Here is a 21,907-nt window from a genome sequence, read left to right on the forward strand (position 1 = left end):
TGACAAGGGGGACACTATAAAAGTAACCCCTTTGCAACAAAGAGTATTTGCATATGCCACCTTACCATTTTTGAAATTTGTTTTATAAATTCGTGATCACTAGTAAATTCCTTGAGAAATTTTATAGAAAGCCGCTCTCCCCATTTATCGTGGTCATATGAGGTTATACGCCCATTTCTTAACTTGGTTGTGGGTACTTTTCCTAAATCGTGGAGCAACGCAGACCACATAAACACCTTCGGATTTTGGCTTAGATGTTTCCTTTTCCCTGCATTATCTAGAACTAACATTGTGTGGTTCCAAACACTACCTTCCGGGTGATGTTTTGGAGATTGGGGTACTTTCATTAAGTCACCCAGTAATGTGTAAGGGTATTTTACTTGAAAGATTCCTGTTTTGCTTAATTGAATAAAGTAGTTTGAAGGTTCAATTTCGCTCATTAAATGAGAATCGAATTCTATAAATGTTTGCATGTTTATCTCCAATTAAAGAATATTTGGTTCTTTATTATTTACCAGACTTCATGAATTAAATACCTTGTTAAGCTCATCCTTATTGTTGTTTAAATATTACCCTCTTTTATCTTAATCATGCTTAAGCGTACTTCTTCGATTTGCTTAATTAGTTCTTCGAGTTCAGACACACAATCCTTCCGTTTTTTACTTGGGATTGGTATGCCTAAACAATAAGAAATCCCCTCACAAGGAGGGGAAGTAAAGGAGGATCAAAAGATAAAAAGTCGGCTTATGTAAACTGCTAAACTAGCGAGTTGTTATCCTAATCATAAACTTCAACTAATCTAAGTATTGATCGATGGATACCCACGTCCTTAATAAAGAAGGAATCATACCGATAATAACTAAGAGGATAATCAATTTCATCTTATATACATCCCTTTCTTTTTTTTCTGATTCACCTCATTGTATTTATCATAACCATATTTGTTACCGTTCTATGACATGTGAAGAATCAAGCGGATTTAGCTTACCATACCCATCACTCTGAATTTATCGGCAAGCAGGGCTATAAATTCAGAGTTCGTGGGTTTTTGGCGTTCAATATTCATAGAATACCCAAAAATCCGTTTTAGAGTTTCTGTTTGTCCACGTTCCCATGCTAGTTCTATAGCATGACGAATTCCGCGTTCTACCCTACTGGGTGCTGTATTATACTTTTTCGCAATGCCAGGATAGAGTTCCTTGGTGACTGCACCCAACAAAGAGACATCCTCTACCGCCATCAAAATTGCTTCTCGAATATATTGATACCCTTTAACATGGGCAGGAATTCCGATTTGGTGCATCATCGTGGTCACATCAACATTAAGATTGACCCCGTTTCCTGTCGCTGTAACGATCGGCGTAGCTGAAGAAAACTGAGTAGGAATGGAGGACGGCATATCCTGCATTAAAGAACTGATACGTTTGTTGAGAATATCAAGATCGAATGGTTTTAAAATAAAGTAGTCCACACCTAGCATCATCGCTTGATTCATCAAAGATTCCTGCCCAAAAGCCGTTAGCATGATAATTTTAGGGCGTGTCAAAGTTGTCAGAGTATTGATTCGTTCCAAAACGCATAAACCATCCATATTTGGCATCACAGCGTCAAGAATGATTAAATCCGGTTCCTTGGTTTGGATATGCTCCCAAGCTTCTAAGCCGTTATAAGCCACGCCAACTATGTTTATATCTTCCTGATCTTGAAAGTAGTTCTGTAACATTTGACAAAGATTACGGTTATCATCCGCGATAATAACTTTAATTCTCTTACCCATTCGCAGTCTCAAACCACTCTTCATAAGTAATTCCGAGAGATTTACAAACAGAAATCAAGCCTGGCTTAAACTTTCTCGTCTGTCTTTTATTCAAACATTATAGATAACTCATCCTCTAATCTCGGATGATTGTCTGCTATTTTGATATTTTCAATCTCATTTAAGGCTTTTATTGCTTCTCTTATATATGCGCTTGGCGGTATGGCTCTGTTTCTTCAGGTTTTCACGTTCATCCTCATCAAGACAGGCTTGGACAGTACCAACCTTTATTGTTTAACCTTATTATTTGATAGATGTGCTCCTATCTCTTTTAAAAACGAGCTACCAAAGGCCAAGCCATTTCCAATACGTATAAGCCGTTATTATCCAAAAGAGCAAATATATCAAGCTAAAAGCCCAGCCTGACTTAAGCATATCCTTGACTTCAAAATAACCGCTGCTATACATTACCATATTGCTTGTCATTTGCATTGGCAAAAGATAAGCGGCATGACCGACTGTACCAATAACCATCAGCAATACAGTAGCTGCGCCGGGAATATGCCATCCTTGGGCTGCAGCAACAATTATTGGGGCAATGGGTACGATTAAAGCTATACCAGAGGCTTCCATTGATCTTACAATAGCACTTGCTAAAATGAGTATAGTAAATATCAGTAATATTGGCATACCATTAGTTAAGCTTAGTACGACTTTACCGATCCATGCCATGGCACCGCTTTGCTCTACTAAGTTTCCAAGTGCCAGTGCTGAGCCTAGAACCACTAATAAACCCCAAGGAGTGTTACGGCTAACCTGTTGCCAAGTCACAATACCAAATAACCATAAAAACCAACCGACTCCTAAAGCTATCACTGTGGGCCCTAAATGGTGTATAAAGTCGGTAGCCCAAAAAATAATAGCTATAGAAATAATAAATAATGTTTGTTTTTCACGAATGGACATTGGGCCTAATTTTTGTAATTCATCTTGTGCCTTTTGCTGACCGCCAGTTGCTATATCGAATTCCGGTTTAAAAAACCAATTCAAATAAAACCAGGCTATGATAGTTAGAATTAAAGCTGTTGGTAAAAACAATATGACAGAGTATCCCCAAGTTAAGTCGAAACCAGTTAGTTTTTTTAATAAGGCAGCTACAAAAGGCCATGTTGTAGCTGCAGTTAAAAAAGAAATACCACTAAGTAATATAGCGTATAGGTTAGCTAAATAAATTAGTTTTGCAAACTTGCTTGGTTGCTGGCCAAGTTTAAGGGATTCTTCAACTGGTAATGCTCCTGTCGAGATAACAGTAGCCCGGCAAATAGGTTCCATAAATCCAGCCCGAGCTGTAATACTCGGCATTAACAAAGCTAATGGATACTCTAATAGCATATAAGCTAAAGTCAATATGCGGGGCTTAGCCCCAGCCCGAGCTACTATAAAATAAGCCAGACGATATGCTAAATTAGTTTCAATCGCTGCTGTAGAGAGAATAAATACTCCAAAAATTAACCACACCGCAGAATTACTGAGACCCGATAGTGCAAAATTCATAGCATTAGCGCTTGTCATACCACCTACTCCCCAGGTAACCAGGGTAACTAAAGTGATTAATAGGGGACCCGTAATATCAAATGCAACTGCCTCGGACGCCCATATCACGGCAATAAGTAAAAAGACTGCTAATGAAGCCTTGCCATAAAAAGTAAGTCCAGCAGGAGTTGGGAGGAGCATAATTACACAAGCAGAGATTACCGCAATTAACAACCAAACTGGTTTTCTGGCACCAGCCAAAAGTGGGTTTTTCAAACCTGATTTCTCAGTAACTGAACTGATAGAATTCATTTATTCTTCACCTCATTATAATTATTGTTATTCTCTGAACTAACCACTATAGATGTGTTTGTGGAAGGTCATGATAACCTTAATAGGTGTTTGATAACGATTGTGGAAAAGGGCTCAACATTTTGCCGTTGGTGAGACCTTCTCCAACACTCATTTTTTTGTTTGACATGTATATAGTTAATTAGAGGATTGAGAAAAGACGCCAGCCTGGAAAATCAAGTAATATTCTTAAATAATTGAATATCACTTTTAGTAAATCTCCTGAGTTGCCAGATTATTTCTTACGCAAATCAAGAAGCCTTTTGAATTTAATTCTACCAGATGCCGAAGCTTCCTGAGCTAGAGCACCAAATGGTAATAATTCAACATCATTACACTTAAGCCCCAGAACCATATTAACTTCTTTAAGTATTTTTTCTTTAAGTTCAACCGTATTACAATCTTTCACGAGTTCTGCTTGTAATTTGATTACGTCTCTGTTATTAACGTTGTCTACAACTAAGCGATATTCACTACCTAATTCATTGTATTTACGAACTACCGGTTCCACTGATGTTGGATAGATTGCGCTGCCACGCACTTTAATCATGTCATCAATGCGTGCATGTACACTAGCCATTCGCCGGAAAGTCCGTCCACAAGAACATGGTTCAGGCATTATTGTTGTAAAGTCACCGATATTATACCTTACAAGGGGTGCGGACTCCTTAAATAATGTTGTTACCGTCAATAATCCTTCTTTGCCATCGGGCAAGCTATTACCGGTTTCCGGCTCAGTAACTTCAAAATAATAAGCATCCTCATTAATATGAACACCATTCTTATGCTCACATTCAAAGGTTGGTGCCCCTGTCTCCACACTACCCCAGTTGTCATATGCAGGAAGACCCCATCGTTCTTCAATCCGCTGCCGCATCGCCGGAGGTAAAGGTTCGCCGGTATGAATGAGTCTCTTTATTTGGAAATCTTTCTTTAAATCGTAGCCCATTTTTTCGACGACATCGGCAAGATGAAGAGCAAAAGAAGGTGTCATCACCAAACATGTGGCTTGCCAATCCCGGGCCAATATAACTTGCCGCTCAGTGCTTGTTGCTGCTCCACTACCAACCGGGATCACCATGGCCCCTAATTTCATAATACCTTCAGTGGAAGTAAATCCAGGGATAAATAACGCGTAAGTCAAAGAGACCTGAACCCTATCCTCAGCGGTTACCCCTTGAGCATTTAGTCTTCTGGCCCATAAATTACCGATTATATCCCAATCACGCTTACTTTGAAAAAATGGTTTAGGCATACCAGTTGTTCCCGTACTGCTTTGAATGCGACAAGCAGGTAAATCGCCCTGAAAAGTACCAAAAGGGGGATTTTCTTTTAAATCTTTTTCTATTTCCACCTTATTAATTATAGGTAACTTGTTTATATCTTCGATTCCTTGAATATCATCCGGATGTAATCCCATTTTTCCCCAACGATTCCGGTAAAAAGGAACGTGCTCCCAGCAATGTTTAACTAACCTACGTAGACCCTGGCTTTGGATTTCCCTGATTACCTCATAATCCGCCCGTTCGATAAGCTGACTCTCTGGTGGAGCGGAATATTGCAATTTTGTTAAGATATTTTTATTCATATTCTAGAATTGGTATAATCAAAGAATTTGATTATACCAATTCTATTTCCCCCCTTTCGTTTAATTCTATTCCCTATGATAAAGAAGGTATTGTTTATAACGGTTTTTGCTGAATAAATCAATTTTGGCAGATTAGTAAATGTCTTTCACTTTAGTCCATTTTGCAAGGCCATAGTCGTCCCATTTAGCTAATACCTGCTTAAATGCCTCCCGGTCTGGAACAACTGGGATACTTGTAGGACGGCGGTTTTCGGATGCTATTTTTTTGGTAGCATCGATTACCATCTTCCCGCAATAAGTGAACTCAGTATATCCTGAAACTTGGTCTACATCTGTTCGATCGGAACCTGCCGGGTTCAAAGGATAAACTCCAACTTTCGGTAAAAGAATTACGTCCTCAGCCGGGTCCATTCTGGTAGCTATGGCCCAGTCAACTTCCTCCGTATTGAAAATATCAATATCCTGATCAACAACCACGACGTAATTAGCAGCCGCAAATCCTTGTCCTGTAGAAATGGCCTGGAGACCAGCCTGCTTGCCCCAGCCAGGATAGTGCTTATTAACTTGAACTATCACTTTATAGCCGCGAGATTTATGCGGTGCCCAGAATTCGCGGAAACCTACAACTGTCTTTTTCAAGATGTTATAGTTATTGGCCTGAATAACAGGCATTCTAATCATTTCTCCCTCGTTATTGGGATGGCCTAAAATACATGATTGGTAAATTGGATCGCGCCGATGTGTAATTGCTGTTACATGGAACTGTGGCAACATCATTGGTTCTTCATAATAACCCATCCATTCAGCAAACGTACCCTCAATCTTGGCATTTTCAGGTTGTATATCTAATTCTCCCTCTATGATAATTTCAGCAGTAGCTGGAACCAGTAAATCTATCGTTTTCCCTTTGACCATTTCCACCGGTTCACCTCTAAGGCCGCCTGCAAATTCAAATTCATCATCAAGGAATGAACCCATCTTAGTTGTAGAACAAATATTAATCACAGGGTCCACTCCTAAAGCAATGGCTAACGGGATCGTTTTCATCCCCTTTGCACGAGCCCTTGCAACATGAATTCCAATATCCTGAGTGGCACAACACATAACACCGGTAGTATTTTTGTCATGGATCATCACTCGGTACATACCAGTATTTTGTCTATAACCTGGGGAAATTGGATCCTTAGTAATAATATTGGTTAGTGTAATATATGGACCGCCATCCAATGGACTCCATTTAAAAACAGGGAGCTTATACAGATCTACATCATCACCGGTAATCACAACTTCCTGGCAGGGAGCAGTTTTAACTTCTGTGGGTTTCAGCCATTGGCTTTTATCCTCAAGAAGCTCTGCAATACGGTTCCGGATAGCTAAAAAGTTTTCTCTAAAAGTTTCCTTAGGCTCTAAACCTAAGCCCATACAATTACGTTCCATAGTACCATGCGTATTCATAACTACCGGTATGTCATAACCTTTTATTTTGAAAAGCATCGCTGGCCCCTGGCGATCTGCTAACTCCCACATCAAAGAAGATATTTCGAAACCACTTTCTAATTCCACGGAAGGCCGTACTAATTGTCCTCTTTCCTCAAGTTTACTCAGAAATTCACGTAAATCTCTATACGCCATTTTTTAACCTCCTATGTTATGTTGTTATTTTTTTTGCGATTTGACAAATACCAATAGGGTTGTTATCGTATTAGACTTCTAAATTGAACAGCTACCCTCCTTAAATTAAATAGTTTTTTAGGAGCAGCATCACTCCTTATAATTTAATAGCCTAGGCTATTAAATTATATATGCAACAATCATGCCAGACCTAGAATATTCAATTAACCTTGAGACTCCAGACTGTCGAGAAAAGCGCGTAAATCACGAAAACTCACTTTAATAACACTCATTAGAATTTATTAGCCTAGGCTATAACTTCTATAATAGCAATAATTATGCCAGACCTAGGCATATTCAATTAACGGATCTACGACCAAGCATGTTCCATTTGGAAACATCTTCTAGTTCCATATTGAAACATTGAAACATTATGTTATCAAGACAAGCGGTTATTTCTGTGATTTTAGGTGCCTCCATAAGGTAGTCCGACTGATTCCCAGCTGTTCGGCCAACTGTATCTTGCTTCCCTTAAAATTGGAAGATGTGCTTCTTATAATTTCCTGTTCTAAGATCGGTATGGAAGGAATCTTTCCCTGCTGCAATGTTCCTGGATTAGTATCGGGTTCACAGGCGCCGGTGAAATTGATTACTTCCGATATAATGTCCTTGAACGATACCCTATTACCATAAATTCCTTCTAACGCTTGCACTCTATCCAAGATATTTTCTAATTCCCGGATATTGCCAGGCCATGAATACGCTTGCAGTACCCTTATGCCTTCTTCAAATTGTGCTTCTCTTTCCGGAACAACATTTCTCAACCAAGTTGACAGAAAATGTCTGGCAATTCTGGGGATATCCTCTAAACGTTCCCGAAGAGGGGGTATGTTCAGCTGTAAAACATTTAATCTGTAATACAAGTCGTAACGAAACTTCCCACCTTTGGCCAGATTTAGCAGTTCCATATTGGTAGCAGCAATCACCCTTACATCAACGGGAATTATGCGATCATCACCAATACGCATAATCTGTTTTTCCTGGAGAACTCGCAGTAGTTTGACCTGAAGTGAAAAGGTAATATCCCCAATTTCGTCTAAAAAGATGGTTCCCTCGTGGGCAATTTCAAATAGGCCTTGTTTGCCCCCTTTTTTTGCCCCGCTAAAGGCGCCTTCTACATAACCGAATAGTTCACTCTCTAAAAGATTTTCCGATAATGAAGCACAGTTGATCGCTACAAAGGGTTGCGAACAGCGTGGGCTGGCATTATGAATGGCCTGAGCGAACATCTCTTTGCCAGTACCGCTTTCACCTTCAATCAAAATTGTTTTGTCCGTAGTCGCAAAGCTTCTGGCATGGGAAATAACTCTTTTTATATTACTGCTTTGACCGATTATGTCGTTAAATGTGAACCTAGCTACATGGCCTTTGGCAAAAATCTTGCGTCGAATATGACCCTCCAATGTTTGAACTTTGCTGATATCTTGCAAGTGCAGGACCATGCCCTGTAAATTACTATTCACTTTGATCGGTACGCAACTAATTACTAGCTTCTTACCGCCAATGGTAACGACATCAGGTTCCCGAATTTCCACCATTTCTGAATTCAGAATGCCATTGGGAATTAGGCTGTTTAGACCCTTGCCAACCGCTTTCCCCTGTTCCATGCCCAACAATTTGGCTGCCACTGGATTGACCATTGTAATAGTACCCTGGGAATCAGTGGTCATTATTCCTTCAAAGGCAAAATTTACGATGGATTGAAGCTCGATAACTTTCTTTCTCTCTCTATTTCGGATCAATCTAAGATCCTGGGTATATTTGAGAGCCCTAATTAATGCATCACTGCGAATACGAAAAGGAATAGCTTCGAACCCTTGGGCATGGGCAATATTACAGGTCAAGGCTCCACCAACAAAAAAGCTAAAACCTTTTTCGTGTGCCTCAATCATTTTTTCAGTTGCTTCTTTTTCATTGCAAAATAAAAATTGCTCGATCTTCATATCCAAAATTTCCGATATCTCTGGGATCCGACTGTTAGGATGCCGAAACTGAAATAAAGCTACTTTATCGCTTTTCCTTTTGGCTTCACTTAAAGTGCTTATCAAGTCATAAGTTGTAATAGGTATCGCAACTACCGAAATACTCAGCTTCTCTTTTAGCTGCGGGACGTTTATGCCGGTAGTAACAATGTCCTCTATTCCTTGCTTCTCCAATTCAATTGCTTTGACTAATGAAGCATGGCCGATAGCCTCATAAACCACAATTTGCCTTTGCCAGTATGAGTTCAGATTATTAGCCAAATCAGTCAATTCCTGATGGTCCGATAGAATACAAATTTGCATTGCCATTTTTGCCTCCCATTTAGATAGTCATAAACAGACTCACTCATCTAGGTAATTTGCCAAATAATTGGTAAAAATTTTGTTCAGATAGCTTAGCAATATCATCTATTCCGTTGATATCATTGGTATCTCTCTGATTCCTCGCGGGGGATCCGCTCCAACACATTACTTTCGGGTGGAGCAGGATAATTCGAAGCCATCCAATCGATATTTTCCATAAAGTTATGAACCCGGCCAGCCTTCAATGGCATTGTAATATCTTATCAGCATGCTGGATCCTGCCTCCTTCCTTTATTCCTTTGTTGCTTGGGTAAATTGAACCCACATCAAACCATCTTCACTCCGCATCACTTGTTCTCTAGCGTTGTAGATTCCTCTAACCTTGACCACCAATTCAGAATTTCCGTTTAGCAACTCGCACTCCCCAGCAAAATGTCGCCTTCCCCTATGCACAATTTTTGCTTTGGCTGTCACTACATCCCCTCGTTGGATTGGCAAGAAAAAACTACCACCCATGTCCAATAACACGGCGCGGAAACCTAAAGTGCGTATTGACATGCCCATTGCGGCATCCGCTAAACTGAGTAAAGCACCGCCGTGAAAAGTCCCTATATGGTTAGTCAGCTGATTAGTTGACTCCATTACGACGTTGGTAAAACCTTCGCCCAACTTCGTGGTTTTCATCCCAAGATAGTGATAAAACGGGATTTTTTGATTGTCTGCACATATTTGAGCAAAAAGTTCCGGTTCTAAACCGCAATTTTCAGGACTATCAGTCATGATTTTCCTCTCCTACGTCTTATTCTTTGCGTGAACAGCGGACTTTAATCCGGGCAATGATGTCATCATAAATACTTACATCAAAAGTTGGCTAAACAGTAGAAAGAAGTTTTTTATCCCTGTTAAAGGGTGGCACTATCCACAGCTACGACGGCGATGGCTCCTGTTGACCTAAGGCATAATTTGCAGTATGCTTCTCGCTGTCAAATTGATGCTCTGTGAAAATGTTTTCATTTAAATCAACCAGCGTTTTTTGCACTGTAAAGCCTTCACGTTCCACGATACTTGTCAAGGTATGCATAGGTGTACCTCATTGAATCTGCCAGCGGACCCGATTAAAAATGTTGTGGCTTTCCGTTATGATAGGGTGGAAGATAACTGCAAGGCCAGTTCCGAAAAGCCCTCGGTACGGTAATATTCCCGTGAAGTCAAGGACTGAAATACTAATTTTGCATTTTCCCGTAATTGGAATAATGGCGTAATATCCTTTGCCTTTTCAACTTCCTCTATCATAAATTCAAGACTACAAATAAAGGGGCCTTGCGGACCCCTTATAATGTAAAAGTATAATCTCTTCGTTTCCGTTGATTTAGCACAAGTCCCACTGCTGGTGCTCTAGCCGGTGGAAGGGATATTTTTTGGTATATTTTGTGGTTACTATTTTTTATTATATGAAATATCTATCGCTCGTTCAGCTACCAATTTAAACCAGTGGGAGTAGCAATCTGGATTTTGCTTAATATCTATTTTAACGCCCTCTGGGCTTACCCATTTCCAGTCTTCAACTTCAAGTACATTTGGTTTCAGTTCTCCGTCATAAAATCCTACAAACACATGGTCTAATTCATTTTCAATAAAGCCATTATCTAAATCAGCAAAATAAGTAAAACAGAAAGTCCTTTTTAACTCACAATCAAAACCCATTTCTTCTTTTAACCTTCTGTGTGTTGAGACTGCAATATTTTCACCTATCCTTGGGTGACTACAGCAGGTATTAGTCCATAAACCACCAGAATGATACTTGTTTCTTGACCTCTTTTGAATCAACATTTGTCCTTGAGAATTAAAAATAAATATAGAAAAGGCCCTATGCAAGATACCTTCTTTATGAATATGCATTTTATTCCCTGATCCAATTTCATTATCGTTCTCATCAATCATAATTATATTTTCATCCACTTCTATCCCTACCTCATTTTTCCAGCTAAAGGCTCGCTTCTACACTGCTGTACGACATAAATCAAAAAAGCACATTAAAGACAAGTCTCTGTCTATGTTAAGTTCTTTCGCGACTTAATATTTTCAGAAATAGCTTAGTAGTTTATCGGCTACCTCTTCAAGTTTGTGCCGGAAAATAACAATATCATCTCTTGTTGCCTGATCGATATGGACACCCGCTGTTACAACCACCGCCTTGTTTATTTTTTTACACAGGGTTTCTGCCAACGCTACTGCTAGAATGTCATCCTTATGATGGAGCAGATTCAGCACAGAGGTTGTACAACTGATCGTGCCATCACCGACTAAACTAGGACGAGGTAGGCTTAAAACAACTGTTCCAATATGGGACCTTTCTCCACCACCCAGATAAACCTGTATCCCATCATCGCTAAGAATTAGAACCGCTTCCAGAGTATATTTACCTTCGCCCACTTTTTCAGAACAAATTTTAACCATGTATCTTCTCTCTATCCTTTCCATTGGACTCTTGGCAACAACATACTACTGCAGCCTTTTTGAAGCTAATCAGTTATCCCCGTCTTTCATTGTTTCATTTATCTTGATATTTCTTCTTTATAATTTATCCCTTGCCACTCTTGAATCAAATTGTGTTCTAAACCTAACTGATCGATAATCCGGGCAACTGTCTGATTAACAATGTCTGATATGGCTTTGGGTCTGTTATAGAAGGCTGGTACAGGTGGCAAAATGACTGCCCCCATATTTGCAGCCTTAAGCATCAATTCAAGATGACCCTTGTGAAATGGTGTTTCACGCACGACAAGAATGAGAGGCCGTCTTTCCTTTAGTGTTACGTCGGCAGCTCTAATTAAAAGATTCTCATTCCAAGAATTTGCAACTCCTGATAAGGTTTTTATACTGCAGGGCACGATAACCATGCCCTTGTGACGAAAAGAACCACTGGATATTCTGGCTCCAACGTCCTCTTCATCATAAACATAATCCGCTAATTTCGTGACCTCTTCCAATTCAAAATCAGTTTCCTCGTCGATGTTAATTCTTGACCATTTACTCAAAACCAGATGGGTTTCTACCTGAATCCGTTTAAGCTCCTGTAACAGTACAATGCCATAGTTTTGCCCAGAAGCACCGCTCATACCAATGACTATTTTTGTCTTTGCCATATCATTTACCCCCCAAATTTGGAGTGGGTGAGAATATATTTCATTCCCATCCAACAACGTCCTAGACCCGCTAACATAGTAACCTGTCCATCCGCCGAAAGGACCTTCTTCCATCGGATCCGCATAATTACAGAAAACCTCAATAGGGATCTCCGCCCTGGTGAGAATCGGCAGTCCGGTATATTTCCCTTTAATCACCTCGATAGCTTCGCCTCTTACTCCACCCGCCCACTCGTATTCACTCATGGATAGTTCGTTGGCGCCGACCAAAAAAAGCATCGGGTCCCCACCCACTACAACGACGATGGGGCAGGGCTCATTGCGACTAAAATATATATCTCGATGCATTCGGCCATGTTTTCCAGGTGAAACATTGAAGGGGTACAGCGTACCTCTAACTCTAATAATGGTGCTATCCCAATCGTTCCTAGCCAGTCGGCGCAGTAGCACGTTTGGCGCCGAATTCTTTAAAGAGTTGTTCTGCTATGATATTTTTTTGAATTTCTGACGTTCCTTCCGCAATCCTGGCAATTCGAGCATCTCTATAGAATCGTTCGATCGGGGCATCCTTCAAGTAGCCGAGTCCCCCAAAAATCTGCATAGTTTTGTCAGCAACACGACAGTAGGCTTCAGAGGCGTAATATTTGACCATAGCAGACTCCTTCGCTACCTTTAGTCCCTGGTCTACCATCCATGCGGTCAGGTAAGTTAAGCTGCGGGTTGTTTCCACATCCACTCCAATGTCGGCTATTAGATGTTGAACGGCCTGAAAACGAGAAATGGGGCTTCCTGCCTGGTAGCGGGTAGTAGTGTGTTTAACCGCTAATTCCAGCAATTTTTGCATGGAACCTAGATTGCGGGCCGCCAGTCCTACTCGCCCGTTTGTCAACACCCTTAACGAGTTGACATAACCATCTCCTTCCTTGCCTAAAACATTCTCGGTAGGCACTTCACAATCTTCAAGAATAAGGGAACAGGAGTGGGAGCCCCTTAAACCCATCTTCCGATCGATTGAACCTAAGCGCAGACCCTTGGCCCCTTTTTCCACCAAAAAAGCAGTAATGCCTTTGCTTCCCCTGGACTCATCGGTGACTGCTAATATAGTAATAACACTAGCCTCCGGTCCATTCGTGACATTTGACTTAACACCATTTAAGACATATCTGTCTCCAATTCGTCGCGCCTGCGTCTTTATAGTGACAGCTGCAGACCCAGATTCCGGTTCGCTTAAAGCGAAAGCCCCTATCTTTTCGCCCGTCGCCATCGAAGGCAGCAATCTTCTTTTTTGCTCTTCGTTTCCTAGCTCAACGAGGCCTACAGTACCCACCCCATTGTGAGCCCCGATCAAGGTAGTAAAACCGTTGTTGGTACGCCCAAGTTGCTCAAAAATAAGGCATTTGCCCACCATGTTAGTACCGATGCCGCCGTAATCACTTGGAATACTCAACCCAAACAATCCCAGAGACTTCGCATCACAGAGAACTTCAGGGGGTATGCAGTCTTCCTCTTCTATCATTATGCTAAAGCCATCCACTTTGTTGTCAACAAAATCCTTTATTCTGTCCCTGTAGTCAATGAGACTATCTGCAAAGGTAAAGTCCATACCCCTTACTCCTTCCTCGTGTACCAAACTCATTATATCTTAGCCTTAGCGGATGTGCCCTTGAAGTCTTTGAAATTCATCAAAGCTACCAGGGCACGCTAGCATGATACCAGGAATAAATAGCTTCCTTTTCTGGGATACCCATATGAGCAATGGCCTGTAGTCGTAAGAATCGCCCCAATTTTGTACGGTTGGGCATTAGCTCCTTAACTACAAGCGCCTAGTGCGGTTGCCAGTTTATTATTTGCACACCCTATTAGAGAAAATATTAGCACTAGCTTAAAAAGACTATAGCCATGCGAACAACCTTTGATAGCTTTTGTTATCCGAAGAAGCTTAAACTTTAATGATCACGCCGATCAAGAACCCTTTTGAACTTGATACGTCCTTGAGCTCCGGTCTCTTGAGCCAACACTCCGAAAGCTAGTAATTCAACCTCACATTTAACTCCCATTACAACCTTAAGTTCATGTTCCATACCTGCTTTTAGTTCAGAAGAACCAAGGTCTTTATCATTAATTACTTCGCACTGCAATTTTACAACATCTTTATTGGCAATTTTGTCAATAACCGAGCGTATTCGCTTCCAAACTCTTTGTATTTGCGCACTACTGTTTCCGCCGAAGTAGGATAGATAGCTACACCGGATATTTTAAGCATGTCATCTATCTTACTGCTTACAGAGGCAATCCTCCGAATAGTCCTGCCGCATGAACATGGTTCAGAAATAATCTTGGTAAAATCACCAATACTATACCTTATCATAGGAGCCCCTTCTTTGTATAAGGTTGTCATTACCAAAAGCCCTTCTTGACCATCAGGCACATTCTTTCCGGTCTTTGGATCTACAATCTCAAAGTAAAAAGCATCCTCATTAACATGTAGTCCATTTCTTAGTTCACATTCATAAGTTGGAGCACCCCCACTCTCAACACTGCCTAAATTGTCATAGGCCGGAACTTGCCAACGCTCTTCGATCTTCATTCTCAAGGCCTTTGGCAGTGCTTCTCCGGTATGAATAAGCCTTTTGATTTGGAAATCGCGTTTTAAATCATAACCCATTTTTTCGGCAACATCGGCAAAATACAGAGCAAATGTTGGAGTCGAAATTAAGCAAGTCGTCCCCCAATCTTTAGCTAAGATAACCTGCCGTTCTGTTGAGGTAGCTGCGCCACTGCCAACTGGGATTACTGTTGCCCCCAATTTCATTACCCCTTCGGTGGACGTAAATCCGGGAATAAATAAGCTGTAACTCAAGGACATTTGGACACGATCAGCAGGGGTTATACCTTGGGCATTAAGCCTTCTGGCCCATAAATTACCTATAATATCCCAATCACGTCTTGTCTGGAAAAAAGGCTTTGGCATCCCGGTAGTTCCGGTGCTACTTTGAATGCGACAGGCAGACATATCGCCTTGGAACGTCCCAAAGGGGGGATTTTGCTTTAGATCCTGCTGCAGTTCTTCTTTTGACACAATCGGAATTTTGAATATATCTTCAATACCACGAATGTCACCAGGATGAACACCAGCCTTTTCCCATGTTTTCCGGTAAAAAGGAGAGTGTTCCCAGCAATAATTTACTAATCTTTTTAAGCCATAGTCTTGTATTTCTCTAATTTGTTCATACGGAGCCCGTTCCAATTCATAACTTCTAGGTGGAGCGGGATAATCCCACTTTGACAAGTCAGTTTTAATCATTTGAGGCCTAGTATAATCAAAGGTCTACTGAACCTTTAGTTGACAAACCAGGCCGTACCTCCTCTTTCATCTTATTTAAGACCAAACTCTTTCCATCTTTTGCATACATCTTTTAAATCTTCAAGTGGTGGGCTAACTAACTCGGCAGTTTTTCTACCTTCGAGATCAGTTTTTTTAGTAGCATCACTCCTTATAATTTAATAGCCTAGGCTATTAAATTATATATGCAACAATCATGCCAGACCTAGACATATTCAATTAACCTTGAGACTCTAGACTGTCGAGAAAAGCGCGTAAATCACGAAAACTCACTTTAATAACACTCATTAGAATTTATTAGTCTAGGCTATAACTTCTATAATAGCAATAATTATGCCAGACCTAGGCATATTCAATTAACGGATCTACGACCAAACATGTTCCATTTAGAAACATTTCCTAGTTCCATATTGAAACATTGAAACATTATGTTCTCAAGACAAGCGGTTATTTCCGTAATTTTAGGTGCCTCCATAAGGTAGTACGACTGATTCCCACGTTGATATATGTGTAAATGAATAAGATTAGCCGGCGGCTGTAATCGGCGTTAACAATCTGGAGAATGTCTTCGCATCTATATAATGTTGTATAATGAATAATGTTGTGTAATGAATAATGTTGTGTAATGAATAACATTGTGTACTGAAAGGAGATGGAAACATTTGATACTTGAAATTGCCGACCAAAACCCTAAGCTGCGGGTCGATTTTCATGTGCATCTGGGGTTATATACCTCTTACCAGCCGTGGGTAACTGAGTGGCTGAAGCAAGCTCATCCTGTAGGGTTTGATATCGAATTCCAGTACCCAATCATACCTCCAGCATCGCTGGCGAGTAACTTTGAGTGCATCAACAGCAGCCTTTCCCGGGCGGTATCCATATGAGTCGGAATGAAAATAGGGTTCTACTCTTGGCTCAAAATAGATTTTCACCACCATTTGCGCTACTCGATCAGCCTCAGTTGGCACTCCAAGCATGCGCGTTCCGCCGTTCTTCTTCGGTATTTCCACCGCTTTAACTGCTGGTGGAAAATAGCTCCCTGATGACATTCTGTTCCAAATCTTATAGAGGTTGTTCTTAAATTGCTCTCAAACGTTTCCAGGTCCTCTCCATCGATCCCAGCCGCACCCTTATTCGCTTTTACTCTCTGAAATGCCTCTACCACTACATGTTTGGAGATTTCATAAGACTTTGTTTCGTCCATTGGTTCCTCCCTTGCGGTTGACCGCTGTTCAAAACTGGATAACACAACCCCTTCGCTTCACTTCCATTACGAAGCCTCATCACTACTACGGGTTGTTCCGCCCCTGCGCTCCGCATCGATACTTTCATCCTTGTGGGTCTTCCACTTGGATTTTTCTCTTATCATCGGAGTGCAGGTTCCCACGTTCCACACAGAAGCCTATACTATGTTCACGCCGCCTTCATGCCGGTCACCGCCTAGACAGTAGACAGGTTTCCTCCAGACTTATCCCAAAGTAAGGGTGCCCCTTGGTTTTAATGACATCCGATAAGGTTTCGACACGTAATCAGTGGTTTATTGCTTCGTCTCCATAGCACGTACCTAACGAGATCAAGTCTCGTCTTTTCCTTAACGCTCACTACCGTGGCTTTTGACCAAAGCAGCTTAAGGCGGTTTGGAATCTCTACCTGTATAGCGATTCCGGGTGAGTAGCCCGGGGGAATTTCACCCCCAGGCTCTCTCAGAACCGGACTTGAGCCTCTCAACTCATCCGGCTCCCATCATCCACAGTCCCAGATAAAACTTCCATTTTTGTTCGGAAATTCCATAGGACTTTGTTTCGTTCATTGGTTCCTCCCTTATGGTTGACCACTGTTCAAAACTGGATAACACGACCCCTTTGCTCCTCTCCCATTACAAGAGTCTCATCGCTACTACGGGTCATTCCGCCCCTATACTTCGCATTGGTACTCTCATCCTTGTGGGTCTTCCACTTGAATTTCTCCCTTAGCATCGAAGTCGTAGGTTCCCATGTTCCAAATCAAAGCCTATGCCAAGTTCACGCCGCCTCTATGCCGGCCACCATCTGGTCAGTAAAACAGGTGTCTCCCAGACTTATCCCGAGCAAGCCCCTCGACTCGGTTTTGATAGCGTCCTTGAGGTTTCGACACGTCTACAGCGGTTCATTGTTATTCGTCTCCATTGGCATTTACCTGACGAATTCGCTTCGCCTTTTCCGTAACGCTCACTACCATGGCTTTTAGCACACAGCAGCTTACGGTGGTTTGGAGCCTCTACCTGTATAGCGGCTCCGAAGGGTCTTCCTTCATCTTTGATTCAGCTTGGCATGGCACACAAGGGCCTACCTTCATCTTCTGTGCAGCATAGCAGCTATTCATGCGGCAGGTAATGTCGTAATGAACGCGCCTTCGTGGCGCACCACCCTCCTCTTATCAGGGAATGGGCGGGCGAACTATTCAGGAATGTTGACAGAACCCCGGGTCTTTTCATGATGCGTCCGAAATATGCGCCAACATGAGGCCACACTCTCCAACAGAAAACACGCCAGCGTTGGCGTGTTGAGGCGTAAGATTTATTTTTCATGAAATACTTTTAGTGATTTGCCGCTTGAAAATTCGCCACACTCCGGGCAAGTGTATCCACGAACCCCGCTTCCATACACCTCTGCAAAAGGAAGAATATGCTCAATATAATCGGTATACTCCTCGCCCCAGTAATGCTTAGCTTCCCCCTCTATCCACTGTTCTTCTGTAAAAACCTTAGCGCATTTTGGGCATCCGTATTTCATGTTTATTCCTGCCTTTCTGTGTTTTCTTCTAGTCTATTAATCACTCTAAACTCAGATAATAGCAAGTCAATTCTGCATAATCAAATGGAAAAGTAAGCAAATATATAGTTCCTGTTCGCAATTACAAAGAAATCTTATGTTTTAGGTAAATAATTGGAAGTGTTCTGTCCTAGGTGTTGGGTTACTTATTTCATTGACGTACGATGGCTTAAACCATAAACATCGAGCCTGGCTTTATCTATCTCGTCTGTCTTTTATTCAAACATTGTAGATAACTCATCCTCTAATCTCGGATGCTTGCCTGCGACATTGATATTTTCAATCTCATTTAAGGCTTCTATGGCTTCTCTAATTTCTTTAATACTTGGCTCCCCGGCCATGCAATTTACTAAAGCTATTTTTATTTTATCTATTTGTTCCTTCAATTCTGTAGCCCCCCTGATATTGGCATCCATGACCTGCGAGTGAAATCCTTGTTCTGATTACAACTATTTAACTCGCCGTAAATTTTTATTCCGATTAGCTTTTCTCAGAGGATAAACTTTCACTCCTTGAGTTTTGTATGATTTCCGTTGACGATGCCCCGACCAAAAACCAAATAATATTACTAGACACAGGGCAATAACGAAGGCCAAATATTGCATACATATCCCCTACCCGTCAACAGTTTACGGTATTTTTACCATTGAAATTCGTTTTTTTATTACCGCCAATATTATGGCTTTCTATAAATGTTTAGACCAATCTTTATTTCCTCTTTCTCGGGAATTGAAACATTGCCTTCAGTCGAGGCAATAATTATGCTTTTCCCCGAAGCAGATTTACCGAATTCCTTTGAAATATCAACCGTTATCGTCAATATATTACCGTCCAACTTCATTTCACAATTTTTCATGGAAGTATCCTCCTATGCTTAGTTTTCTATTTTTATGATTTCGCCCAAGAGTTCATAACCATTTTCAGTAAATAGATAATCAATTACCTTGCCTTCATTTCTGAACGATACACGACAATGTCCAATCAGACAGTTAGCTCCCTTTTTGAATGTCATCTCCCTCTCACCGAAATATTGGGTATCGAATCGAGCAGAGTAAAAATCCTGCTTGTTCAGATGAATGGTACGAATGAAGTTGAGAATATCGATAGAAATCCCCTCATCTTCTGTCAAATTATCAAATCCCTTTTTCATCATTTTTTTAAGTTGAAGCTCATTGTATTTCATTCCCTCACTCCCTACAACATATCCTTTATCCGATTGTTTCATAAGCGTAACGCCCTCCCACAGCTTGCATGCTCCGGCGAGCTATTTATATTTACCTCATCGTAATCCAACCAACGCTTCTATCGACACTCCAAGGCCCACCGCTAACCGTGCAATCAGATTTAGTGGTGGCCTAATATTGGTAATTACACTTCCTCCAATTTTCCATCAACGTGTAAAGTCTGGGATATCAAATCTCAGTTCTGATATTATGAAACGTTTTCGAAGAAATCCTTTCCCCAATGCGTAATACGCATATTTTGACATTGTAAAGCTGTCAACATTGGCCCAGCCTTTTTGAAGAATCTTTTCCAGTACACGGAGTATAGTCCTCAAGTCCTCTGGGTTATTCTTTATGCCATTCACAAATAGTATTTCATCACTAGATTCTTCAACAAACTTGGAAATAGTTTCGATTGCCATTTTTATTACTCCTGGATCAAAGCCTTCTTTGTTAAAATCAAAATTCATTCAATTTCTTCCCTCAATCTTTGTTATAGCTTGCCGGCAATAAGATGCTGTGCTTTAAGTGTACCATTGATAAAGCTTATTAACCCAATGGCCGAAGAGAATCTACCTACAATTTTGACTGTTTCGTTGGATAGCTTGATGCATAGCGTGTAAAGTGTACTGTCGATTTCGAGGTGCACAAGAACTTCGGCTTCCGACCAACTCTTCAATCGACACCCCAAGCCCCGTTGCTAACCGTGCAAGTGCTGGTATCTGGGGAACTTTTCGTCCCGTTTCTATATCGCTTAGATATCTGGGATAAAGTCCAGAAATAGAAGCCAATTTAATCTGAGTTATCTTACGCCCTTTCCTATAGTGGGCTATGTTTATACCGATAGTTTTGTTGGTTATGAGCATGATGATCGTTTCCTCTCAAAGTGTTTGATCATTTCCTCGATACCACCTGCCCCTGGGCATCATAAAGTACGCCCGGATCGCCATCATTATTCCAAATATTCGACTTCGTCCCACAAGAGTGCCATTTCGAACTACCAAGTCTTATCATTTATTAATCTGAGGCCTTACTCTTTTGTCTTGCATCTTCTATGATCACTTAAATGAATTAACCTCAAATTGATATCGAACGGACGAAAAGTATGTGAACTAAACATTACTTTTGTTCTGAAATAACTTTTACCGTTGCCTCAGGATGGAAATATCTACTATTTTTATCAGTACAAATTTTGAATAACCGACTCGATTTAATTTGAATTGATTGTAAAGGGCAAAAATTAATGCATGCATAGCAGAGAAAGCACTTCGAATTTTTTTGCCATACAGGTTCCCCATCAACCATCTTTATCCTTTGTGATAAACAAACTTTTTCACATATGCCACAGCCTGAACACTTTGAATCAGTATAAAATTTTTCTCCAGAATATCCTCTAATATCTGCCATCATGGAACCTAAATGTTCCAATGCCGAATTAATAGGGAAATTTATTTGCGTGTCCTTTTCTCGAAATTTTACTCTATCTATAATGGTTTTCTGGAAGGAGTTAAGTCTGTTCTTAACCTCCGATTCCAACTCTGCTATTTTTTCCTTTGTAGCCGGGGACCAATTTTTAAACTTAGGATCATTACTTGCCATATTTAGAATTAAAAATGAATCTAAGCTTTTGCCTTTTTTCTTCAATATTTTTTCAATTTTTAGTAAATGCAGTACTGCAAGGAGTACCTTGTCGTGTCGCTATAGCAAAAATATATTTGGCTGATTTTAAATCGAGTTTGCTAATTAGACTTTTGACAATCATAGGAACTGTCGTAAAGTGAATAGGGAACACAAAACCTATTGTTTCGCCCCTGGTTTCTACTACATCATTATTTATAAGGCTTACCATCGGTATAAGATTGGTTTCGGGAATCCGTTTTTGCAATTCTTTCGCCACGTGTAACGAATTACCAGTTCCTGAAAAATAATAAAGTTCAACTTTACTCATATATATCTCCTTTAGTTTTTACAACAGGCACACGGACGCGCCACTTTTTGCCAACCATTTCGTAGAGCATCATAGCATTGTGTCTATACGCAATATCTAATTTCTTAACGTCTTCTGCCCAATTTCATCTATCGGTACCCCGAGCCCCGCCGCCAGCCTCGCAATTAAATTTATTCGGGGATATATCCGGCCAGCCTCAATGTAGCTGAGATGGTTATCTTCCATTCCCACGATAGCATTAAAACCATGTGCG

At 40.8% G+C, this 21,907-nt stretch carries 23 protein-coding genes and 1 pseudogene; 1 reads left to right on the forward strand and 23 read right to left on the reverse strand.

Going from position 1 to position 21,907, the window contains the following annotated elements:
• Nucleotides 1-23 precede the first annotated feature (23 nt).
• From AC6I5A_RS12730 to AC6I5A_RS12795, 14 genes and pseudogenes are all read right to left on the reverse strand, one after another.
• Nucleotides 24-473: pseudogene (locus AC6I5A_RS12730) on the reverse strand (HDIG domain-containing metalloprotein); the annotation flags it as partial.
• Between the two features lie 506 nt (nt 474-979).
• Nucleotides 980-1,777, reverse strand: coding sequence for a sporulation transcription factor Spo0A (spo0A, locus tag AC6I5A_RS12735; RefSeq protein WP_034616655.1), 798 nt, complete (start codon nt 1,775-1,777; stop codon nt 980-982).
• A gap of 321 nt (nt 1,778-2,098) precedes the next feature.
• Nucleotides 2,099-3,601 (reverse strand): SLC13 family permease, encoded by a 1,503-nt coding sequence (locus tag AC6I5A_RS12740; protein WP_034616658.1) that lies wholly within the window; start codon nt 3,599-3,601, stop codon nt 2,099-2,101.
• Between the two features lie 274 nt (nt 3,602-3,875).
• Nucleotides 3,876-5,060 (reverse strand): phenylacetate--CoA ligase family protein, encoded by a 1,185-nt coding sequence (locus AC6I5A_RS12745; RefSeq protein WP_497900746.1) that lies wholly within the window; start codon nt 5,058-5,060, stop codon nt 3,876-3,878.
• Between the two features lie 300 nt (nt 5,061-5,360).
• On the reverse strand, nt 5,361-6,860 hold the full coding sequence (locus AC6I5A_RS12750) for a UbiD family decarboxylase (RefSeq protein ID WP_034616664.1): 1,500 nt from the start codon (nt 6,858-6,860) through the stop codon (nt 5,361-5,363).
• Between the two features lie 431 nt (nt 6,861-7,291).
• On the reverse strand, nt 7,292-9,190 hold the full coding sequence (locus tag AC6I5A_RS12755) for a sigma 54-interacting transcriptional regulator (protein ID WP_052168090.1): 1,899 nt from the start codon (nt 9,188-9,190) through the stop codon (nt 7,292-7,294).
• A 285-nt stretch (nt 9,191-9,475) separates the two neighbouring features.
• On the reverse strand, nt 9,476-9,964 hold the full coding sequence (locus AC6I5A_RS12760) for a hotdog fold thioesterase (protein WP_052168091.1): 489 nt from the start codon (nt 9,962-9,964) through the stop codon (nt 9,476-9,478).
• A 145-nt stretch (nt 9,965-10,109) separates the two neighbouring features.
• Nucleotides 10,110-10,265 carry a hypothetical protein gene (locus tag AC6I5A_RS12765; RefSeq protein ID WP_497900747.1) on the reverse strand — a complete coding sequence of 52 codons (156 nt, stop codon included), beginning with the start codon at nt 10,263-10,265 and terminating at the stop codon, nt 10,110-10,112.
• A gap of 356 nt (nt 10,266-10,621) precedes the next feature.
• The gene (gene idi / locus AC6I5A_RS12770) at nt 10,622-11,143 is read right to left on the reverse strand and encodes an isopentenyl-diphosphate Delta-isomerase (RefSeq protein ID WP_034616667.1); all 522 of its coding nucleotides are present in this window, start codon (nt 11,141-11,143) and stop codon (nt 10,622-10,624) included.
• A 123-nt stretch (nt 11,144-11,266) separates the two neighbouring features.
• Nucleotides 11,267-11,665 (reverse strand): prenylated flavin chaperone LpdD, encoded by a 399-nt coding sequence (lpdD, locus tag AC6I5A_RS12775; protein ID WP_497900748.1) that lies wholly within the window; start codon nt 11,663-11,665, stop codon nt 11,267-11,269.
• A gap of 74 nt (nt 11,666-11,739) precedes the next feature.
• Nucleotides 11,740-12,780 carry a UbiX family flavin prenyltransferase gene (locus tag AC6I5A_RS12780; protein ID WP_497900749.1) on the reverse strand — a complete coding sequence of 347 codons (1,041 nt, stop codon included), beginning with the start codon at nt 12,778-12,780 and terminating at the stop codon, nt 11,740-11,742.
• Entirely contained in the window at nt 12,758-13,933 is a 1,176-nt protein-coding gene (locus tag AC6I5A_RS12785) for an acyl-CoA dehydrogenase family protein (protein ID WP_034616672.1), read from the reverse strand. The genes AC6I5A_RS12780 and AC6I5A_RS12785 overlap by 23 nt, the downstream gene beginning before the upstream one ends.
• A 343-nt stretch (nt 13,934-14,276) precedes the next feature.
• Complete coding sequence (locus AC6I5A_RS12790; RefSeq protein WP_034616674.1) at nt 14,277-14,468, reverse strand: hypothetical protein; 192 nt, start codon at nt 14,466-14,468, stop codon at nt 14,277-14,279.
• Between the two features lie 2 nt (nt 14,469-14,470).
• Nucleotides 14,471-15,634 (reverse strand): phenylacetate--CoA ligase family protein, encoded by a 1,164-nt coding sequence (locus tag AC6I5A_RS12795; RefSeq protein WP_497900750.1) that lies wholly within the window; start codon nt 15,632-15,634, stop codon nt 14,471-14,473.
• Between the two features lie 701 nt (nt 15,635-16,335).
• Here AC6I5A_RS12795 and AC6I5A_RS12800 point away from each other — a divergent pair.
• Nucleotides 16,336-16,557: a hypothetical protein gene (locus tag AC6I5A_RS12800; RefSeq protein ID WP_052168092.1), complete on the forward strand. Its 222-nt coding sequence runs from the start codon at nt 16,336-16,338 to the stop codon at nt 16,555-16,557.
• A 59-nt stretch (nt 16,558-16,616) separates the two neighbouring features.
• Here AC6I5A_RS12800 and AC6I5A_RS12805 read toward each other — a convergent pair whose 3' ends face one another.
• The 9 genes from AC6I5A_RS12805 to AC6I5A_RS12845 all read right to left on the reverse strand — a co-directional run bounded on the left by AC6I5A_RS12805 (nt 16,617) and on the right by AC6I5A_RS12845 (nt 21,654).
• A complete protein-coding gene (locus AC6I5A_RS12805; RefSeq protein WP_052168093.1) occupies nt 16,617-16,877 on the reverse strand; it encodes a hypothetical protein in 261 nt (86 codons plus the stop codon).
• Nucleotides 16,878-18,228: 1,351 nt separating this feature from the next.
• Nucleotides 18,229-18,444 (reverse strand): hypothetical protein, encoded by a 216-nt coding sequence (locus AC6I5A_RS12810; protein WP_034616680.1) that lies wholly within the window; start codon nt 18,442-18,444, stop codon nt 18,229-18,231.
• A gap of 254 nt (nt 18,445-18,698) precedes the next feature.
• Complete coding sequence (locus AC6I5A_RS12815; protein WP_497900751.1) at nt 18,699-18,869, reverse strand: hypothetical protein; 171 nt, start codon at nt 18,867-18,869, stop codon at nt 18,699-18,701.
• A 290-nt stretch (nt 18,870-19,159) separates the two neighbouring features.
• Nucleotides 19,160-19,339, reverse strand: a complete 180-nt coding sequence (locus AC6I5A_RS12820) for a hypothetical protein (protein ID WP_034616682.1) — start codon at nt 19,337-19,339, stop codon at nt 19,160-19,162.
• Nucleotides 19,340-19,357: 18 nt separating this feature from the next.
• Nucleotides 19,358-19,708, reverse strand: coding sequence for a hypothetical protein (locus tag AC6I5A_RS12825; RefSeq protein WP_052168094.1), 351 nt, complete (start codon nt 19,706-19,708; stop codon nt 19,358-19,360).
• Between the two features lie 165 nt (nt 19,709-19,873).
• Nucleotides 19,874-20,176, reverse strand: coding sequence for a hypothetical protein (locus AC6I5A_RS12830; protein WP_034616685.1), 303 nt, complete (start codon nt 20,174-20,176; stop codon nt 19,874-19,876).
• A gap of 102 nt (nt 20,177-20,278) precedes the next feature.
• Complete coding sequence (locus AC6I5A_RS12835; protein WP_052168095.1) at nt 20,279-20,572, reverse strand: helix-turn-helix domain-containing protein; 294 nt, start codon at nt 20,570-20,572, stop codon at nt 20,279-20,281.
• 253 nt (nt 20,573-20,825) lie between these two features.
• Nucleotides 20,826-21,350 carry an EFR1 family ferrodoxin gene (locus AC6I5A_RS12840; protein ID WP_497900752.1) on the reverse strand — a complete coding sequence of 175 codons (525 nt, stop codon included), beginning with the start codon at nt 21,348-21,350 and terminating at the stop codon, nt 20,826-20,828.
• 7 nt (nt 21,351-21,357) lie between these two features.
• Nucleotides 21,358-21,654 (reverse strand): EFR1 family ferrodoxin, encoded by a 297-nt coding sequence (locus AC6I5A_RS12845; protein ID WP_497900753.1) that lies wholly within the window; start codon nt 21,652-21,654, stop codon nt 21,358-21,360.
• Nucleotides 21,655-21,907 lie beyond the last annotated feature (253 nt).

It is taken from the genome of Desulfosporosinus sp. Tol-M2 (assembly GCF_059735615.1).

Bases quoted from the DNA above. Each gene is read 5' to 3' on its own strand.
- AC6I5A_RS12750 (WP_034616664.1), bottom strand. From the start codon at position 6,860: ATGGCGTATAGAGATTTACGTGAATTTCTGAGTAAACTTGAGGAAAGA.
- AC6I5A_RS12745 (WP_497900746.1), bottom strand. From the start codon at position 5,060: ATGGGATTACATCCGGATGATATTCAAGGAATCGAAGATATAAACAAG.
- AC6I5A_RS12835 (WP_052168095.1), bottom strand. From the start codon at position 20,572: ATGCTCATAACCAACAAAACTATCGGTATAAACATAGCCCACTATAGG.
- lpdD (WP_497900748.1), bottom strand. From the start codon at position 11,665: ATGGAAAGGATAGAGAGAAGATACATGGTTAAAATTTGTTCTGAAAAA.
- AC6I5A_RS12820 (WP_034616682.1), bottom strand. From the start codon at position 19,339: ATGAAAAATTGTGAAATGAAGTTGGACGGTAATATATTGACGATAACG.
- AC6I5A_RS12760 (WP_052168091.1), bottom strand. From the start codon at position 9,964: ATGACTGATAGTCCTGAAAATTGCGGTTTAGAACCGGAACTTTTTGCT.
- AC6I5A_RS12825 (WP_052168094.1), bottom strand. From the start codon at position 19,708: ATGAAACAATCGGATAAAGGATATGTTGTAGGGAGTGAGGGAATGAAA.
- AC6I5A_RS12845 (WP_497900753.1), bottom strand. From the start codon at position 21,654: ATGAGTAAAGTTGAACTTTATTATTTTTCAGGAACTGGTAATTCGTTA.
- spo0A (WP_034616655.1), bottom strand. From the start codon at position 1,777: ATGGGTAAGAGAATTAAAGTTATTATCGCGGATGATAACCGTAATCTT.
- AC6I5A_RS12740 (WP_034616658.1), bottom strand. From the start codon at position 3,601: ATGAATTCTATCAGTTCAGTTACTGAGAAATCAGGTTTGAAAAACCCA.
- AC6I5A_RS12785 (WP_034616672.1), bottom strand. From the start codon at position 13,933: ATGGACTTTACCTTTGCAGATAGTCTCATTGACTACAGGGACAGAATA.
- AC6I5A_RS12830 (WP_034616685.1), bottom strand. From the start codon at position 20,176: ATGAATTTTGATTTTAACAAAGAAGGCTTTGATCCAGGAGTAATAAAA.
- AC6I5A_RS12810 (WP_034616680.1), bottom strand. From the start codon at position 18,444: ATGAAATACGGATGCCCAAAATGCGCTAAGGTTTTTACAGAAGAACAG.
- AC6I5A_RS12765 (WP_497900747.1), bottom strand. From the start codon at position 10,265: ATGCATACCTTGACAAGTATCGTGGAACGTGAAGGCTTTACAGTGCAA.
- AC6I5A_RS12795 (WP_497900750.1), bottom strand. From the start codon at position 15,634: ATGATTAAAACTGACTTGTCAAAGTGGGATTATCCCGCTCCACCTAGA.
- AC6I5A_RS12805 (WP_052168093.1), bottom strand. From the start codon at position 16,877: ATGGACGAAACAAAGTCTTATGAAATCTCCAAACATGTAGTGGTAGAG.
- AC6I5A_RS12755 (WP_052168090.1), bottom strand. From the start codon at position 9,190: ATGGCAATGCAAATTTGTATTCTATCGGACCATCAGGAATTGACTGAT.